17 protein-coding genes are annotated in these 17,721 nt (G+C 67.4%); 4 read left to right on the top strand and 13 right to left on the bottom strand.

The annotated features are described in order from the left end of the window. Window positions 1-205: 205 nt before the first annotated feature. Entirely contained in the window at window positions 206-730 is a 525-nt protein-coding gene (locus NF4_RS21650) for a hypothetical protein (protein WP_063129225.1), read from the bottom strand. A 163-nt stretch (window positions 731-893) separates the two neighbouring features. Here NF4_RS21650 and NF4_RS21645 point away from each other — a divergent pair, with 163 nt between their 5' ends. Then, complete coding sequence (locus NF4_RS21645; protein ID WP_063129173.1) at window positions 894-1,493, top strand: TetR/AcrR family transcriptional regulator; 600 nt, start codon at window positions 894-896, stop codon at window positions 1,491-1,493. Here NF4_RS21645 and NF4_RS40085 read toward each other — a convergent pair. The 3 genes from NF4_RS40085 to NF4_RS21635 form a co-directional block, all read right to left on the bottom strand. Continuing rightward, window positions 1,424-1,765, bottom strand: a complete 342-nt coding sequence (locus tag NF4_RS40085) for a DNA cytosine methyltransferase (RefSeq protein WP_157120496.1) — start codon at window positions 1,763-1,765, stop codon at window positions 1,424-1,426. The genes NF4_RS21645 and NF4_RS40085 overlap by 70 nt on opposite strands. Window positions 1,766-1,789: 24 nt before the next feature. Further along, entirely contained in the window at window positions 1,790-1,972 is a 183-nt protein-coding gene (locus NF4_RS38705) for a hypothetical protein (protein ID WP_198165404.1), read from the bottom strand. Window positions 1,973-2,314: 342 nt separating this feature from the next. Next, window positions 2,315-2,929 carry a TetR/AcrR family transcriptional regulator gene (locus tag NF4_RS21635; RefSeq protein ID WP_063129171.1) on the bottom strand — a complete coding sequence of 205 codons (615 nt, stop codon included), beginning with the start codon at window positions 2,927-2,929 and terminating at the stop codon, window positions 2,315-2,317. 341 nt (window positions 2,930-3,270) lie between these two features. Here NF4_RS21635 and NF4_RS21630 point away from each other — a divergent pair, with 341 nt between their 5' ends. Then, window positions 3,271-4,140 (top strand): class I SAM-dependent methyltransferase, encoded by an 870-nt coding sequence (locus NF4_RS21630; RefSeq protein ID WP_063129170.1) that lies wholly within the window; start codon window positions 3,271-3,273, stop codon window positions 4,138-4,140. Between the two features lie 41 nt (window positions 4,141-4,181). Here NF4_RS21630 and NF4_RS21625 read toward each other — a convergent pair whose 3' ends face one another. From NF4_RS21625 to NF4_RS21600, 5 genes are all read right to left on the bottom strand, one after another. After that, entirely contained in the window at window positions 4,182-5,396 is a 1,215-nt protein-coding gene (locus tag NF4_RS21625; RefSeq protein ID WP_063129169.1) for an aminotransferase class V-fold PLP-dependent enzyme, read from the bottom strand. A gap of 4 nt (window positions 5,397-5,400) precedes the next feature. Beyond that, window positions 5,401-6,720, bottom strand: coding sequence for a pyridoxal-phosphate dependent enzyme (locus tag NF4_RS21620; protein ID WP_063129168.1), 1,320 nt, complete (start codon window positions 6,718-6,720; stop codon window positions 5,401-5,403). After that, complete coding sequence (locus tag NF4_RS21615; RefSeq protein WP_063129167.1) at window positions 6,717-8,162, bottom strand: type III PLP-dependent enzyme domain-containing protein; 1,446 nt, start codon at window positions 8,160-8,162, stop codon at window positions 6,717-6,719. Before NF4_RS21615 ends, NF4_RS21620 begins: the two co-directional genes overlap by 4 nt. 431 nt (window positions 8,163-8,593) lie before the next feature. Next, window positions 8,594-9,865 (bottom strand): cation:proton antiporter domain-containing protein, encoded by a 1,272-nt coding sequence (locus NF4_RS21610; protein ID WP_063129166.1) that lies wholly within the window; start codon window positions 9,863-9,865, stop codon window positions 8,594-8,596. A gap of 387 nt (window positions 9,866-10,252) precedes the next feature. Continuing rightward, window positions 10,253-11,656, bottom strand: a complete 1,404-nt coding sequence (locus NF4_RS21600; RefSeq protein ID WP_063129164.1) for an MFS transporter — start codon at window positions 11,654-11,656, stop codon at window positions 10,253-10,255. A 211-nt stretch (window positions 11,657-11,867) separates the two neighbouring features. On the opposite strand from NF4_RS21600, the gene NF4_RS21595 reads away from it, so the two are divergent. After that, entirely contained in the window at window positions 11,868-12,302 is a 435-nt protein-coding gene (locus tag NF4_RS21595) for a Fur family transcriptional regulator (RefSeq protein ID WP_063129163.1), read from the top strand. 81 nt (window positions 12,303-12,383) lie between these two features. On the opposite strand, the gene hsaB is transcribed toward NF4_RS21595, so the two are convergent. After that, window positions 12,384-12,956: a 3-hydroxy-9,10-secoandrosta-1,3,5(10)-triene-9,17-dione monooxygenase reductase subunit gene (gene hsaB, locus NF4_RS21590; RefSeq protein ID WP_063129224.1), complete on the bottom strand. Its 573-nt coding sequence runs from the start codon at window positions 12,954-12,956 to the stop codon at window positions 12,384-12,386. A gap of 249 nt (window positions 12,957-13,205) precedes the next feature. On the opposite strand from hsaB, the gene NF4_RS21585 reads away from it, so the two are divergent. Then, window positions 13,206-13,919, top strand: coding sequence for a class I SAM-dependent methyltransferase (locus NF4_RS21585; RefSeq protein ID WP_063129162.1), 714 nt, complete (start codon window positions 13,206-13,208; stop codon window positions 13,917-13,919). A 48-nt stretch (window positions 13,920-13,967) separates the two neighbouring features. On the opposite strand, the gene NF4_RS21580 is transcribed toward NF4_RS21585, so the two are convergent. From NF4_RS21580 to NF4_RS21570, 3 genes are read right to left on the bottom strand one after another with little or no spacing between them, the layout of a single operon-like run. Further along, window positions 13,968-15,260 (bottom strand): cytochrome P450, encoded by a 1,293-nt coding sequence (locus NF4_RS21580; RefSeq protein ID WP_063129161.1) that lies wholly within the window; start codon window positions 15,258-15,260, stop codon window positions 13,968-13,970. After that, window positions 15,257-16,444 (bottom strand): Gfo/Idh/MocA family oxidoreductase, encoded by a 1,188-nt coding sequence (locus tag NF4_RS21575; protein WP_084533308.1) that lies wholly within the window; start codon window positions 16,442-16,444, stop codon window positions 15,257-15,259. Before NF4_RS21575 ends, NF4_RS21580 begins: the two co-directional genes overlap by 4 nt. Continuing rightward, complete coding sequence (locus NF4_RS21570) at window positions 16,441-17,649, bottom strand: saccharopine dehydrogenase NADP-binding domain-containing protein (RefSeq protein WP_232330588.1); 1,209 nt, start codon at window positions 17,647-17,649, stop codon at window positions 16,441-16,443. Before NF4_RS21570 ends, NF4_RS21575 begins: the two co-directional genes overlap by 4 nt. Window positions 17,650-17,721 lie beyond the last annotated feature (72 nt).

Below are 17,721 nucleotides of genomic sequence, written 5' to 3'. Positions count from 1 at the left end.
GAAGAAGAGATCTCCCGGCTCGGTATCCACGACGAGATCGCCGCCGACCTTCCGCGGCCGGCCACCACCTGCGCCGAGCTACCGGCGATGGCGACCGGCACCGAACCCGACGGATCGGCGCCGATCGAAATCCAGCGTCGTTTGTCGACGGATATCGACGTCGCGTGGGATCGGGGCGAGGTGCTTTCGACGGTGAGAAGTGACGTCACTGCCCGGGTGCCCCGAGGTGATTGGACGTTCGGTCCATGGTGCGTTCGGCGATCCAGCGCAACAAGCGGACACGGCGGGTCCACCGGGCGGGGTGGGAAACGGAGCCGGTGAGGGCGTGTTCCGCACGATCCAGGCAATCCTCCAGAAGGGCGTCGTGCATCCATCGGTAGGCCAGGGGCCATGTCAGCCGCGCCCGACCTCGAGCGTTCATGGCGAGCAGGTGAATCAGATCGGTGCCGTCGGAAGTGGGATGAACGGTGAATTCGTGGAAGCCTTCGAAGCCGCGGGGCCCGGTGAAACGGAAGCGCACCCAGCGGCCGGGTACGTAATGCTCCACCGTGTAGCGGACAGGGCCGTGCCCACCGACCGCGCCTGCTTCGAGCGGGCGGTCGAACCGCATCGCCGGCCAGCAGTGCACCGGCCAGAGTGCGTCGTCCTCGTCGGCGAGGCTGTCCACCAGGGCGCCGACCGCGCTCACCGGCACAGGCAGGCGACGTAGGTGAATGTTGACAACAGCCATGTTCGGCTCCTGGTATCGGGTCGGTACGGGGTAGCAGCCCGCCGACGCACGGCGCTGGGTCGGGGAGATCGACCAACGGGAGTCCGGTTCGGACAGTCGGCTTTCGACCACCTCCGTTTTAGAGAGTTAACTCTAAAACGAATTAGAGCATATCCTCTACTACATGGGAAGGCCACCGAGGCACGACGCCGATCGGCTCCTGGACGCCGCTGCAGAACTCCTGGCCGGAGGCGGGCCGGCCGCTGTCACCATGTCGGGAGTGGCCAAAGCCGCCGACGCACCGAGCGGGTCTGTGTATCACCGCTTCCCGGATCGCCCTGCGTTACTGGCCGCACTGTGGTCACGCGCGCTACGGGGATTCCACGACGAACTGCTCGCCGCGCTGACTCTCGGAGAACCACAGGAGGCGATCCGCCGCAGTGCCCGTGCAAGCCTCGAGTGGGCGCGGCGCAATCCCCGCGAAGCGCGCGTACTGCTCGCCGGAGCAAAAGAGCTGGACGAACAGAACTGGAGCGAGCAGGCTCGCAGGGACACCGCGCGAGACAACACCGCGCTACACGCCGCCCTTGGTGCCTTGATCGAGAACAGCGACGATACCGCTCCCGACGCGGCCGACCGGGCACTCCTCGCGGTGGTCGACCTGCCCTACGCCATGATCAAGCGATATCTGAGTGCCGGCCAGGAAATCCCCGACTACGCACCCGAACTCGCCGAGCAGGCCGCGGCAGCGCTTTTCGCTATGAGGCGGAGCCGAACCGAGTGATAGTCGGCGGCCTCTGGATTGATGAGATCCGCGATCCAGTGTGCGGCGCTCGGGTGGTTGGCCTCGCGGACCTCGACCGTGTAAGCGTTGTGATCGGCTGCCGTGATCGTCGTGAATCCGGCGTCTTCGATGCCCTTGGTCAGCCCACCGAACCCACTGAAGAGATCGACGGCGACGAGGGTGTGGGGGTCAGCGCCATCGCCCGCTACGACGACTTGTCTTCGAAGTACATATCCCGGATCCGAGACGGCAAGGGGCCCCTGGACGCCCAGCCCGGATGCCGGCTCCGACTATGGTCAGCAGGGCGCCAGCGGGAAGCACGCCGGCGGTGGGGCGGCGGGCTTCGCGGGTACGACCGTCGAGGGCGCGACAGGGGTCTCGGTGCGGTCGACGGGTGTGTCCATGTGGGCGAGGGTCAGCACGACCAGCACGAGGATAACGCCGCCCAGGAGCGCGCCGAGAGCCCATAGGGTCGGCATGACCGAAGCACTGCGGGAGCCGGGATAGTACGGAGACCGACCGCCACCTCGCCGAGGCGCGGGCCGGTCGGTGAAGCGGATGGACGACCGCACATAGCTTCCGCCCGGACGTCCCCTGCGAGAATGCCCCCGCACAGTCTCGAACCCCATGACCGAAGTATGACGCGCCACTCCGACACAGGGGCTCGGTCCGGGCGGATCGCTATGAGTTTCGACCCCGTTGTCGAGGGCGGTTTTCAGGGCGTCGTAGTCACGGACGTCGACCTGTTCGGTCACGATGCGCCGGCCTGACCGCGTGGCTGCGGCCCTGTCCGCGTGCCGCCCCCGTCAGGGGCGGACGTCTCACTCACGCAGACCGCCCGGCCCGCGCGTCACTGCCGCCGGGCGGTATCGGCTCATCAGGTCTTCGACGAATGTGCGCAGCTCAGCGTGTCCCTGCTTCATTCCGACAGCGCCTTCGTTGCACAGGATCCGGGCCGCGCCGGTGAGCAGCATCGATACAACCACGGGCGGGAACTCGGCGATATCGACCCCGCACGAGCGCAACACGAGGGTGACAGCGGCGGTTTCGATATCGCGGACACGTTCGGCAAACGCCTTCAATTCGGCCCCGACCGGCTTGCGATGGTTGGCCAAAGCCATGAATTCGGTGTTCAGCTGGGTGAACCTGGGGTCGGTATTGATCTCCCACAGCACCCGGAGTGGATCGTCGGCGGTGAGAGCCTGCCGCATCCGATCCAGTGCCTTCTCCCCGCCGGCGCGCATCACCGCGACGAACAGGTCATCCATCGTCGGGAAGTAGTAGTACACCAGGGTGGACTTGACCCCGGCCACGGCCGCGACCCGGCGGGAGGTCGCCGCAGCGTAGCCCTCCTCGCGGATGATCTGAGCGGTCGCCTCCATCAGCCGCAACCGTGTCCCCGTGTCGTCGACCTTGGTGGCGCGTTTCGTCGGCATTCAGAACCACCACCCGGAAAGGCTGGTCAAGGACCGGTCGGCGAACCTCACTACATCTCTTGACTGGCCGGAATGCCACATGGTAACCATGGTCGACCCTAACATTTTATCGACCGATCAACTGCCGCCCATCGACTGTCCTGACGGCCTTGCGAAGTTCCCAGAAGCACGCCGCACACGTGCGATAGCACAATTCCCGGTTCGCCGGCTCGGGCGTGACTCGAGCAGGAGACCGAACTCGCCCTCGCCGTACCGTATTTCGGGCACGAGCCGACGAGGTCGGCGTGACACGTGGCGCGTCGATTACTCATTGAAAATGATGTTCAGTAATATCGCTGCCCGTGACGACCCGCCAGCACTATCGGACCGGCACGCCGGGTACCGGTACGTCGACAGACGACCCAGCCGCTGCCGAAGCCGTGTTCCTCGACGCTACCCGGCGCCTGCTCGAACCGTTGCGTATCGGGCCGGGAGATACAGTCATCGATGTGGGGCCTGGAGCGGGGTCCGCTACCGTCGCTCTGGCGCACGCCGTCGGTGAGCCGGGTCGTGTCTACGCCGTCGACGTGGACGTCGCGATGCTGAACGCCACCATGGAAGCGGCCCGCGCAGCGGGCGTGGCCGGGCGAATCCGTCCGGTACTGCACGATATACAGGACGGCGCACCGCCGTTGCCCGAACCCGCCGACGCGGTCTGGTCGTCATGGTGCATCCACCACGCCCGTGACTGGGACGTCGCGGCGCGCGCGCTCGTAGAAATGCTGCGGCCGGGCGGACGATTGTGCCTGGCCGAGGGCGGGCTGCCCGCCCGGTGTCTGCCCTGGGATATCGGGATCGGCAGGCCCGGACTCGAGACCCGGCTGGACGAGGCGCACGACAGGCATTTCACCCAGTGGTTCTTCGGGCGGGTGGGGGTCTCCCGACCGGCCCGAGGGTGGAGCGAGATCCTGCACGCGGCCGGACTCACCGATATCACCTGTTTCACCGCGCTGGTGGATCTTCCGGCACCGCTGTCTGCTCCGGCCCGCGAGGTGGTGCTCGCCGAACTGGCGGCTCGGGTCAGGCGGGCACAGCCGTTTCTCACCGAGGAGGACGCAGATACGTGGGCGCGAGTTCTCGATCCCGAGAACTCGGCCTGGCTCGGGCACCGCGCCGACCTGTCTCTGCTCACCGCCCGTACCGGGTTCAGCGGACACAAAACCGACGAGTAACCGAGGCGGGCAGGACCGGGCGCCTACCCCGCACGCTCGGTTCAGCTTGCCGTTCCTTCGCACCGCCGCACGACCTCGAGCACCCGGTCGATCTCCTCCGGGATGTTGTAGATGTGCACGCTCACCCGCACAGCGTGGTCGTCGGAGCGCCGGCCGGCCTGACAATGGTTGTCCGCCCGCACCATGATCCCCTCGTCCGCGAGCACGAAACCGAGATCGTCGGAACGCACCCGGGCGTGCCGGAAGGTCACGATGCTCTCGCGGCGCTGGACGGGTGCATCGGCGGCAAGACTGTTCTGACAGCCGAGCACACGAACGCCCTCGAGCCCGGTGAGGCCGCCGGTGAGCCGGGCACTCAGGGCCGAGGTCCACGCGCCGATATCGGCCGGTCCGGCGGCGTCGAGCCAGTCGAATGCGGCTGTCAGACTGATGATTCCCGCAGTGTTCGGCGTGCCTGTCCATCCGCGCACGGCGAAGCGGGGACCCCGCCGATTGCGCGCCCACACCGCCCCCACTCCGGGCAACGCCAGCATCTTGTGTCCGGAGAACACCAGGAAGTCGACGTCGAGTTCGGCTACCGACACGGGGCGGTGCCCGACGCTCTGTGCGGCATCCATACAGATCAGCACCTCCGGGCCCGCCGCCGCCCGCACCCGGTGCACATTCATATCCGCGCCGAACACGTGGTGTACATGGGTGACCGCGATGAACCGGGTTCGCTCGCTGATCAGCGACGGCAGCGCCCGATGATCGTAGTCGCCGGAGGCGGGATCCACCGGCATCGGCAGGACCGTCACCCGGATCCCGCGGCGGGAGAGGTCGTCGCGCAGGTCGAGCCAGGGCCGCAGGTTGGCTTCGTGATCGCCGAACGGGACGATGATCTCGTCACCGTCGACGAGCAGGTCCGCCAGCCACCCGGCGACCGCGCGTAAACCGGAACTGGTGCCATCGACGAACTCCACCCCGGAATCGAAGCCGGTGTCGCCCAGAGCCGTACGCACACGCTGCCGGGCCGACTCGATATGGGCGGTGGTGGCGGTGGCCCACGGGTAGGACCCACGGGCGGCGTTGGCGTTTGCCGTGGTGAGGTAGTCGGTGACGGCATCCAGCACGGCCTGCGGTTTCTGTGAGGTCGCCGCACTGTCCAGATACGCGAGCTCCGGATTGTTCGCGATGATCGGGAACTGCGCGCGCAACTGCTGTTGCCACCCGGCGAGGCGGTCGAGGACGGCATTCGGGTTCGTCACGGTGGTCATCGCATCAGTCCCGGACCAGCGGCGCGCCCGCGTCACGCCAGGCCACCACACCACCGCGAAGGCTCCGCGCGTCCCGGTGCCCCATTCTCGTCAGCAGTGCGGCGTAGCGAGCGGATTTCTCGCCGACGGGACACACCAGCAGCACCGGCCGGCGCGCTCCGAAGGGCAGGCCGCCGTGAACCAGTTCGTCGAACAGGTCGTCGACGATGTTCACGGAGTTCTCGATATGCAGGGCGGTGTAGGCGAATGCGCCGCGCAGGTCCACGATCAGCGGTTGTTCGCGCGCGATCCACTCGCGCGCCTCTGCCACATCGACCTGCGTCGCGGCGGTCACCTCTGCCTCGGTCAGCGTGTCGAGTGAGTTCGGGCGCGATGGCTGATTGAAGAGATCCGGCCTGCGTTTGCGGATATAGCTCATATAGCTCTCGACCCGGTCGCACACGATGAACACCGCGGTGCGGCGTTCGGTGAGACCGGCATCGATGGCCGAGAGGTGCCGCAGCGCCCCGAAGTACGCGGCGCCGGAGGTCGGGCCGCCGAGGATGCCGCACCGGCGGTTGAGAGTGAGCATGCCCTCGATGGCCTCGTGCGCGCTCACCGAACCGATGGTGTCGTAGTTGGCCGGATCGAACAGCCCGACCTCGTTCACCTCGTCGATGTTCCTGATCCCGGGGATGAAATCACCTTTGGCCGCGACCAAACCGATCACCGACACGGCGGGATCGTGTTCGCGCAGCACGGCCGCCACTCCGGTGGATGAGCCGGCGGTACCGACGCAGGCGATGAACACGTCCGGTCCGTCGCCGTCGAGATCCTTGATGATCTCCGGTGCGGTGCCGGCCCGGTGTGCGTCGAGGTTCCGTGGATTGAAGTACTGATCGGTGTGCAGGTAGCCGTTACCTTCGGCGGTGAGCGTCCGATACATCCGCGACAGGGGATCCTCGCTGTCGGTGGGATCCAGGCATTCGGTCTGCCCGGGTAGCTCCTCGATCTGCGCGCCGAGCAACAGCAGCAGGTCTTTGATCTCGGGTACCCGCATACGGTTGGTGACGCTTCTGAACGATAATCCGTGCATCGCCGCGATCACCGCGAGCGCTTTGGCGGTGTTGCCGCTGGAGAGTTCGACGATGGCGTCACCGCGCTCCACTGCCCCGGACATGTCGTCGCGCACCATGTTCCAGGCCGGCCGGTCCTTCACCGAGCCGAAGGGATTCAGCATCTCCAGCTTGGCGTAGAGGTCGATATGGCGCAGCCCGTGTACCTCCGGGGCGATACGAACCAGTGGCGTGTCCCCGACCACGTCGAGGATGCTCTCGTACTTCATGAGCTGTCACCTTTCCCGGGCCAGTACTGTTCATCCAGACACCACGACCAACGACCCGCGTCCCGGTACACCGCCACCGTGTGCGCGATGGGCTGCATCAAGGCGTGATCCGCCGCGAAATCCATGAAGTATCCCGCGGTGTTCACAAAGGCCAGCAGATCACCCGGAGCGGGTTCGCGTGGCAGTGTCACCCGCCGGCGGGTGAGGAAATCGTCCTCCAGACACAAGTTGCCCGTGAGATACACGCCGACCGGTGTACCCGGCCGCTCGGGTAGCAGGACCGGGTCCATCAGTACCGCGTGGTCTTCGGTGCTGACATCATGCGAGTTCGCGGCTACCCGGACCAGTACCTCACCGTTGAGGGTGGTGCGGACCTCGACCACCCGGGCCAGAGTCAGACCGCATTGGTCGGTCAGCCCGCGGCCGGGTTCGATGTAGAGCTCGTAGAGGTTCTCCAGGAGCAGCGTAGCGAGTGTCCTACCCAGCGAGGGCGATTCCCACGACAGCAGCTCATCGAGGTAGCGCGGCCCGCTGACCTCTCGATACGCGGGATAGACCCCGAGCGTGCCGCGCAGCGTGCCCGCTTCCGCACGCAGGCCGTAGCCGTGGTTCTGCCAGGTCATGGGCGGTCGGCCGCCGAGCAGAGCGATTCCCAGTTCCGTTGTGTAGTTCTCCCATTGGCTCCGATCGGCCAGATAGTTCACGCCGAATCCGCCGCCGATGTCGACCGCGGTGGGTGTGAAGCCCCGATTCCGCGCCCGGTGCATGGCCAGTAGGCAACCCTCGAGCGCCAGTGCCTTCTCTTCCACGCCGGTGGTGTCCAAGTGGTAGGAGAGACCGCGCAGATGGAGCACATCCCGATGTTCGTCGAGAAGGTCCAGGACCGCGTCCAGTTCCCGCGTGTGTATGCCGAAGCGGCTGGGCCGGCTGAGAATCGGCACACCGGGAGAGTCGAACCCCGAGAGCCGGATCATCACCGGTACCGGCGCCGGGCCGAAGCGCGCCACCATCGCGGCCAGTTCCGCGAGTTCCTCGCGGGAATCGGCGTTCACCACCGCGCCGACGCGCGCGGCCAGCCACAGGAACTCGGCGTCCTTGGGCCCGGTCGCGATGACGCGGTCCCCGGTGAACCCCGCCGCGAGGACATGCCGCAACTCACCGAGGGAGGACACGTCGACTCCGCATCGTCCCGCCACCAACCCGTGGATGAGCGCACTGGACCGGTTCGCTTTGTGCGCGAAGTAGGTTCGTCCGCTCAGCCGGTGTGTGTGATACAGGGCGCGATATTTCTCGGCATTCTCCGCGATCCGCTCAGGGACGACCACATTCAGCGGTGAGCCCAGCGCCTCGACCATCGTGGACAGCCGCTCGGGTTCCGCGAGCACATCGCTCAGCAGCCCGTCCACCATCGGTTCCAAGATCAGTTCCGGCTCCACCCTCATCTCCCGTTCGAGCTACGGCCCCACACCGCCGTTGCCGCCTCCACACCGTGCCTGTCGGCAGCGCCGGCTTCCTGACCACTCACCTCGCTCGAAGCCGGGAAGCAGTGGCCGAATCCGCGACAGTCGATCCAGAGCATCTGTACGGCAACAGCTTCCGATTCCAGAGTAGCGACCCCACCGGGACAGTCTTCCTCCTTCGGCACATGTGCGGCCCGGCCTCGGATCCCGGGCGGTCGTCGGCGTGTTACTGCACTCGGACTCGCACGTCGGCAGCTACTTCAATAACGAACGCGTGTTTTTAACAGGGTAACCGCAAAGTTCCGGTCGTACTCGCGCTTACCGGACCTCCGACGACCGTGGTGAGGACACCACGCCCCCGGCCAGGACGAGGGTGGCCCGCCTCCACGGAGTCCGGCACCGGACCGTGCCGATCAGGGCCCCGAACGCACTGCGGGCGGTACCGGCAGCGACCCCGCGGCGGCCCGCGCCGGCCGCCGCGGATCCACCAGTGGCATCGAAACGCCGGTCATTGCCGTTGTCACAAGCGCCATCACCACCATCAGTGAGTACAGCGCAGTATCGAGTAGCCCCAGTTGCAGCCCGACGGTCAGCACTATCAGCTCCGTCAATCCCCTGGTGTTGAGCAGAATCGCCAGCGTGGCCGACTCCCGCCCCGGTATTCCACTCATCCGGGCGCCGCCATATGCGCCGATCACCTTGCCGCCGACTGCCACCACCAGCAGAAGCGCCAGTTCGGCCAGGGCCGCGCCGCCGACCCCGGAAAGGTCGACCGCCAGCCCGGCGACAGCGAAGAACACCGGCAACAGTAGCGAAGTGACTCGCCCGACCCACGGCAGCCCCCATTCGCGTATCGAATCCCAGTGTCGGCGCGGCATGGCCACACCGAAGAGAAACGCCCCGAAGATCAGGTGCAGACCCATCCACTCGGTGGCTGCCGCGGACAGCGCCGATCCGGTCGCGACGGCGATCAGTACACCGGCGGCGCCCGGCCTCGTGACCGTGGACCGAGCGCCCTTCCAGCGCTCACCCAACCGGGTCAGGGCGGGTCGCAGGACGAACACGAGCAGCGCGGTGAACGGCACAACCAGCAGAATGTGCCATAGCGTGCCCGCCCCACCGGCCAGCGCGGCCACCACGGCGAGCAGGGTCCACGCCAGGACATCACCCACTGCCGCACACGCCAACGCCAGCGCACCGATCGACGTATTCAGCAGTCCGCGGTCGGACAGAATCCGGGCCAGCACCGGAAACGCGGTGACCGACATCGCGGTTCCCAGGAACACAGCGAACGCCACACGATGTTCGCTCGAGTGCTGCTCGATCAGGTACAGCGCGAGCGCAGCCCCCAGCGCGAAGGGAACCGCCATGGAGCCCATGGATACACCGACGGCTGCCCTGCCCTGCCCCCGCAAGAGTTTCCGGTCGAACTCCGAGCCGACGAGGAACATGAAGAGCACGACACCCGCGTCCGCGAGGACGTTCAATGAAGGACGCACCTCAGCGGGGAACAGCAACCGGGTCAGGTCACCGCCGAAGAAGGTCGGGCCGAGCAGAACACCTGCGCAGATTTCACCGATCACGGCCGGCTGACCCGCCCACACGGCAAGCCTGCCGAGAAGCTTCGCCACTGCGAGGACGGCCGCGAGCGCCACTACCAAACGCAGCAGGGTATCCGTTGTCACCGCAACATCCCGTTCCGCGGCCGCGCCGACACGTGCGCGTCGCCCTGCTGTAGACCCGCTACGCCTGCGTGACGATTCCACCGGCTACGGCTCGCGGCACCAGGTTTCGCACCCGCCCCCTCCCCGTATTCCGACCGGCTTGCGAACCGACGCCTGTCCGAGTGCGCGGCCGTTGCCGCGCGCCGAAACGCGCCCTCCACGAACACCATATTGAAAATGATAACTCTTCCCAATAAGGCTCCGGTCATCGCCGGGCGCGTGGACACCAGCGCCGAGAGCACCTGCCGACAGCCGCAGATGATCGTGTCCGTACCGACTATCGGGACCCCGCAGACCATGACCTTGCGCAGCCCGCACCTCACGCTCCGACAGTGGACGCGGGCGAAGTTACGCACCCACCGGCGCCGACTGCTCCTTCTCCGCTCGCGGGATCAGGATTCCCGCCACCACCGCACCGACCGCGATAAGGGCGGCGCCGAGCAGCAGGGCCGTGGAATAGCCGTCACCAAGCGCCTGCGGCGACCGCCCGTCTCCGGTCACGGCGGCGGCGACCGTCGTCAGCACGGCCAGGCCGATCGCACCACCGAGTTGCCGGGAGCTGTTCAGCAGACCGGATGCCATGCCCGCCTCCGCGGCCGGAACTCCCTGCATGGCCACCGCCCCCATCACGACGAAACTGGCCCCGATACCGATACTCGCCACCATCGAGGGCGCGAGTAGATCAGCGGCGAACGAACCACCGGGCCCGGCCAGGCCGAACCATGCGATACCGAGCGCGCCGAGCAGTCCGCCCGCCACCAATGCGGTGCGCTCACCGAAACGACGCACGATCGGCCCGACCCCGAACATCCCGACCACCGCACCGAGAGCGAATGGAACGAATGCTACGCCCGCTACCGCTGCGGAGTAATCCAGCACGTTCTGCATATGCAGTGACAGGAAATAGAACGCGGCCAGCTGGCCCGCGGTGATCATGAACCCGAAAACGTTCGCACCCAGCACACTTCCGTGCGAGAACAGCCCCAGTCGCATCAGCGGCTCGGCGACCCGCTTTTCCACCACCACGAACGCGGCCAGCAAGATCGCCGCGATGGTCAGAGCAGCCACCGTGGCACCGGAAGCCCAGCCCTGTTCGTCCGTCCGCACCACGCCGAAGATCAACAGGATCATTCCCGCGGTGACCAGCAGTGCCCCGAGCGTGTCGAGCCGAGGGCGCTCATTGCCCCGCACACCGCCGATTCCGGTCACTGCGGTGAGGACGGCCACGGCGACGATCGGAATGTTGATCAGGAAAACCCACCGCCAATTCGCGAAGTCGGTGAGTACGCCACTGGCCACGACGCCGAGCGTGCCACCGAGCATGGTCGACGCACCCCACAGCCCCATCGCCTTGGTGCGCGCCGGCCCCTCCTCGAAGGTCACCGAAATCAACGCCAGCGATAGCGGCGACAGCGCCGCGGCACCCAGCCCTTGGACCGCTCGCGCCACGATGAGCAGCGCCGGATCCTGGGCGAGGCCGCCCACCAGGCTGGCGACGCCGAACACCACGAGACCGATGAGCATCGTATTGCGGGGGCCTATCACATCGCCCAGCCGTCCGCTGAGCAGCAGGAAACCGCCGAACACCACGATGTAGGCGTTGACCACCCACTGAAGTGCGGTCGCCGACATCTGGAATTCGGATTGGATCGCCGGCAGCGCGACGTTCACCACGGACAGATCGAGGGAAACCATGAACTGGACGATCACGACCGTGGCCAGCACCGCGGCCGGCCTGTTGAGCTGATTCATCTACCTCTCCAGCCTGGACTTGAAATCAAGCGCAAAATAATTCCGCCACAACGTCTTCCGTTGTGCCGCTCCTCGGTTCACGGTATGAGCACATATTCGCACCCGGTGGCCGTATATCCGTACAGCTGCGGGTGTCGAAGAATCCGGTGGCACCGTCAGGCGATGGCAGCCTACTATTGAAAATCATTTTCAGCCATGCTCAACTTGGACCATGGTCGGGGAGTACGCGACATCCACCGGGATGCTCCGCTGGACACGGCAACGTGAGCTGATCATGTCGGCACTCGATGAACGACGGGATTTCACCACAGTGCAGGAGTTACACGCCCGGCTGCGCGGCGAGGGGCACCGTGTCGGCATTTCCACCGTGTATAGGACACTGGCCGAACTGGAACGAGCCCAGTGCCTGGACATCATCCGCCAGGACACCGGCGAGCGCCGGTTCCAGCTCCGCCGCTCGCCGCGCCACCGTCACCACCTGATCTGCCGGGTATGCGGGGACAGTACCGTTCTGGACGCCGACATCGTCGAAGAATGGATCGACATACTCCCCCGGACGACCGGGTTCACCGATATCAGGCACACCCTGGAACTCGACGGCGTATGCACTCGGTGCCGTACCCAGCGGGACGAATGCGCCTTCTGACGGGAGGGTGCAGAACCCGCTCCGATCCCGCGATCCGGCCGGTTACCGAGACCGCGGTCCGCCTGCCGAACGAGGCTGCGGCTACCACGAATCCGATGTCGTGGTCAGGAAATGCTCCAGGTCGGCATGCCATATCGGAGGCAGCCCTTCGGTGGGCGCGATACCGGCGTACCGGCCGCGGTAGAACAACAGCGGACGACCGGAGCCGGCGGGTTCGGACAGCGCCAGCACCCGGCCGACGACGATGAGATGATCGCCGCCGTCGACGACACTCGCCACCGAACACTGGATGGCCGCCAGCCCGTCGGCCAGGACAGGTAGGTCCAGTTCCGATGTGTACCACTGTGTTCCGGCGAATTTGTCGACCGTCCGGGACCCGAAGCGGGCGCACACCTGCCGCTGCTCCTCGGTCAGTACGTTCACGCAGAACTTTCCCGCCCGCTCGATCGCAGCCCACGCGCGCGAGCCCTTGGCCGGACAGAACAACACCAGCGGCGGCTCCAGAGACAGTGCGGCGAACGATTGACAAGCGAACCCCGCCGGCGCGCCATCCTGTTCGAGGGCGGTGATCACGGTGACGCCGGTACAGAACCGCCCCAGCACATTCCGGAATACGCGCGGATCGATCCCGGGCAGACCGACCGGCGCGGTCACGTAGTCGCCACGGAACAGCGCTTCAGCGCTCCGATCCCCGATCCCGGGAAGTCCACCGAACGCGGGCACATCCGCCCCAGCGGCCGACGAGCGATCCGGCCCGCCACGTTCCGCCGGAGGCGATACATGGACTCTTCGGAACGACGGCATAACAGATCCTTCCACGGCAGCGAACGAGACGGTCATAATGATAATCTTTTTCAATAAGGAGCCGAACGGCTGTGGTGTCATGAAACAGGAGAGATGTGCATGGACGACTTCTACTCGCCGGTCGCCGAGTTCTACGATCTTGTGCCCCGCGCGCACCCCGAAGGGGAAGCCGCCCTGCGGAAGATCCTCGCCGAGGTCGATCCGAGCGCGGGGCCGGTGGTCGACATCGGGGCGGGCACGGGGCGCACCTGCCGCATCGTCGCCGAGGTGCTGCCGTCGGCGAAGATCCTTGCCTGCGAGCCCGCCCCGGCGATGCGAGCGGTTCTGACACACGATGTGGTTGCCGACGAGGACCTCCGGCGCCGGGTCACCATCGTGGGAGAACCGGCGGAATCGGTCGTATTGCCCGATTCGATTTCGGCGTTGATCCTCTTCGGCGTACTCGGGCATATCGGACCGGAAGACCGTCGGGCACTGTGGGATCGAGTACTCCCCCGGTTGGCGCCCGGCGCGCCGGTGCTGGTGGAACTTCTGCCGGTGACGCGTCCCACGACGTTGCCTCCGATGGAGCTGGCCCGTGAGCAGATCGGCGACCTCGTCTACGAAGGATCACTCGAGGCCGAGCCGATCGGCGGCGACCTGATCCGGATGACCTCGACGTGGCGGGTCAGTGGCGAAGCGGCACCCACCAGGGTGGTCCGGAATGTCAGCGAGTGGCATACATTCGGCATAGAAGATCTGGCCGAGGAAACGGGTCTGACCGGCGAACAGCTCACCGCACAGGCCGGTGTCCTGCGCGCACCACAGAACTGACCGGGACGGAGGTACCCGCGGCCCACGCTGCGGGTACCTCTCGCTGCCTCACCGTTTTTCGTCGATGCGCACGGTGATTCCACCCTTCGGATGCATGCCGATCAACCCCTCGGGACACACATCCGCCGTCAGTAGTTCGCCGTCGATTCGCCGAGCGATAGCGGCAAAGGCGGACTTGATCGCCATGGTGGCGAAGTGGGCGCCGATGCAGCGGTGCGGGCCGACCCCGAACGGCAGGAACTCGTACGGCGCCGGACGGTGATAACGCTCGGAATCAGGGTCCCATCTACGAGGGTCGAAACGTTCCGGATCCGGCCAGACCGAGTCCAGCCGGTGGGTGTGGAACGGGCTGAAGATCAATAGATCACCGGGGACGAATTGCTGCCCGGCCAGGGTGAACCCACCGGCGACCTTACGCGAGATGATGGCCGTGGCGGGATAAAGGCGCATGGTCTCGGAGACGAGGTGATCCAGACCGGGTGGGCCGGGCTCGTCCGCGCCACGATCGGTAACCGCGGCGGTGATCTCCGTCCAGAGGCGACGATCGCGCAGCGTGCAGTACAGCATCCAGGACAGCTGCGCCGCCGTTGTCTCGGCCCCGGCCTCGAGCAGGCTCACCAGCTGGTCGGTGATCTCGTCATCGGTGAGCCGGGTACCGTTCACCCCGCGCAACAGCACGCCGAGGACGTCGTCACCCGGCTCGTGCTGCGCACCGCGCCGCTCGATCTCGGCGATCACCCACCGGTGGACCGAGGAACGGGCCAGGAGGGCCCGGCGCCAGACCGGCGAGCCCGAGCCGCGCTCGATGCTGCCGCCGACCACATCGGCGTCGATGGCGCGGTGGATGTCGTGCAGCCAATCGTCGAGCCCTTCGGAACGTTCCATGGCCGCCACACCGAACAGGCTCTCCAGGGTGGCCAGGCGCATGGCCCGGCGCAGCGCGGGGTACACATCGACGACATCGCCCGGGGCCCATCCCGCCATCGCGTTCTCGATACAGCGGGTAACCGTGCCACGGTGGTCATCGACCCGGCGCACGGTGAAGGCCGGGGTGACCAACCGGCGCAGGCGGCGGTGCCGGTCGCCGTCGTTGACCAGCAGGGCGGATCGCCCGGTCAGCGGAGCCAGCGCGGTGAACGCCGCCTCCCAGCTGAACAGATCACTGTTCGCGAGGACGAACGCGCACACCTCGGTACCGAGGGCGACCCGGAAGCGCATCGGCCCGGCACCGAGGGTGGAGATCGCTCCGTTCTCCCGATACAGCCGCTGCACAGTGGTATACGGGTCGGCCGAAAAAGCCTGTAGGTCCGCTAGTTCGCGCGTCGAATCGGTCGCGGTCATCGGCTGTCACCGGGCCGTGGCCGCCGGTCGGCGAGCAGTTCCGGCAGTGGCACCGGCGCCGGCGCCGGTGGCCGGATCAACTCGGGCCGGCCGAGCGCGGTGGTGAGTCGCCGCCACATGGCGGTCACGGTCACCGCCCACTGGCCGGCACCGACGGACCGGCGCGGATCGGCGATATCGGCGCGCAACTGCCCCAGGGCGACTCGGACACTTCTTGGCCAGAGTTCGTCGAAGACGGTCCGGAACGTCGGTACGGTCGCATGCTCGAGAATCTCGGTGCTCGGCACTTCCAGCCTTTCGGTACCGGGGCCGGCCATCACCAGTCGTCCGGACGCGTCGCGGTCGGTGTGCAGGCGCGGACTCCACAGCACCGGACCGTGTGTGTCGGCGAGGGACAGCACGCCGCCTTCGAAAGCGATCGCGAGCCGGTGCAACAGCAGGGCGTGATTGTCCGGGTCGGCGGGGTGGATCTGGTTCTGCACCCGCAACGACACCGGCACGCCCCCGATCACCGCGGTCAGGTGGGTGTAGGGCATCGGCGGATCGGCCAGTGCGGCCAGCTCCGGCGGGACAGGTGCGGGGTCGCTGATCGCCCACGGCCGCAGCCTGCCCACGGCCCGGCCGATGATGTCGAGCAGCGAATAGGCCACCTGGCCACCGGCCGCGGCATCCACATGCAACGGCTGCTGCCGCTCCCGGAGGACCTCGGCGGCCCGCAAGAACAGCTCCACCGGCCGCAGGTGCGGATAGAACGAGTTGAGCCGGTAGCAGACCCCGTGTTCGCGGGCGGTTCGCAGACAGTCGGTGAGCTCATCCGGATGCAGCAGATGCTCCTGCAACACGTGGATACCGCGGCTCATCAGGCTTCGGGCCAGCTCCGCGCCGTCACCGCCGGCGGCACCGGCACGCACCGCGACACAGGCGATATCGATATCACCGGGTAGCCGTTCGACGCCGGTGTAGTGCGGCACCCCATAGGCTTTCGCATACTCCAGCGAGGTGGCGCTGCCGCGCGAGACGACACCCGCGAGTTCGACGTCCGGGTCGTCGTGCACCGCTTGCAGGTACACCCGGCCGAAGGACGTGCCACACACGACGACCTTCGGTACCGCGACACCCCGCGGGTTACGGACCGGTGAGGTATGGACGCTCCGCGGGCTGCCCGTCGGTGGCGAATCGTTCACAGTGTGCCCGCCTCCATCGGTTCGTCGTGGGCGTGCCGATGGGTCTGGAAGACGGGCAATGCCCCGAGGCCGGCCACCGCGTCGAGCAGACCGCGGGGATCGAGCACATCGTCGGCGTAGTGCAGGCCCGGAGCAATCGCCCCGGACAGCACGGCCGCGACCGCGTGCGCGGCCGTCGCCGCGGTGAGCTCGAAGCTGCTCGGGGTGCGCAGCACCGCGGTATCGCTGCTGCCCGGCCGGTGCACCGTGAACGCCATGAGGTAGAAGGGGTCCAGCCCGGCCAGATCGAGTTCGGCCGCCGCGCTGATCTCTTCGACGATCGGTGCCAGCGCCGCGACGTCGGCGGGGGTCGACACCGGTTCGCCGCTGCGGCGGACACGGCCGCGGAGCCGGGTGAGCGTCAGCCGGAGCGCGGTGCCCACGAACACGTTGTGCCAGTGCAGTTCGTCCAGCCCGGCCGAGCGGGCCAGCCGTTCGGCGTCGGCGGTGAGGAACGGCATGGTGGTCACCCGGCCGGGGAACCCGGCGACCTCGACGTCCTCGCGCACCGGGAGGGCATTGCGCAGCCGGCGGCCACCGGACCACGCGGCCAGGGTTTCCCCGTACCAGTGGCCGTCGTCGGCCGCGCCGTCGGAACTGTCGAGCGACAGGGCGAGGTCCCCGGCCGAGGCCGGCGCGAACGGCTCGATACCGCCCGCATAGACGACCAACCGGGCCCCGGTGAGATCGTCGGCCAGCAGACGGGGGACGACGTTGGCCAGGCCGGGCAGCATACCGGCGGACAACACCGCGGTCCGCCCGCCGTCCAGTAGCGGCGACCCCGCGAGCAGCCGATGGGTGGGGCCGTCCCCGGAGACATCGACATAGTCGCTGCCGACCGCCAACGCGGCCCGCGCGACCCGGTCCAGCAGCAGATAGGAGGGTCCCGCGCAGTTGAGCACGAGCCTGGTTCCCGCGCAGAACTCGGCCAGCGAATCCGGGTCGCCGGCATCCACCCGGCGCCGTTCGGCGCCGGGTGGGAGTGCCGACGGCTCGACCCGGGTCACCTCGCGCGCGCCGACCCGCAGCTCGTCGATACCGAGCCGGGTGAGCATCCGCACCGCTGCCCGCCCGACCACCCCGGTGGCGCCGAGCACCGCCACCGGACCCGTCGAGCCGGTCGCGGCGGTGCTGCGTCCATCGGCTCCCGCGCTGCGCTCGATCACAGCGGTACCTCGCCGCGGCCCGGCCCCGTCGCGACCGACAGTGCTGTGTCCAATGGTTCCCTCGCCGCGCTC

The organism is Nocardia fusca NBRC 14340 (genome assembly GCF_001618425.1).
GTDB lineage: Bacteria > Actinomycetota > Actinomycetes > Mycobacteriales > Mycobacteriaceae > Nocardia > Nocardia fusca.
This window is presented reverse-complemented; position numbering and strand designations above follow the sequence as displayed.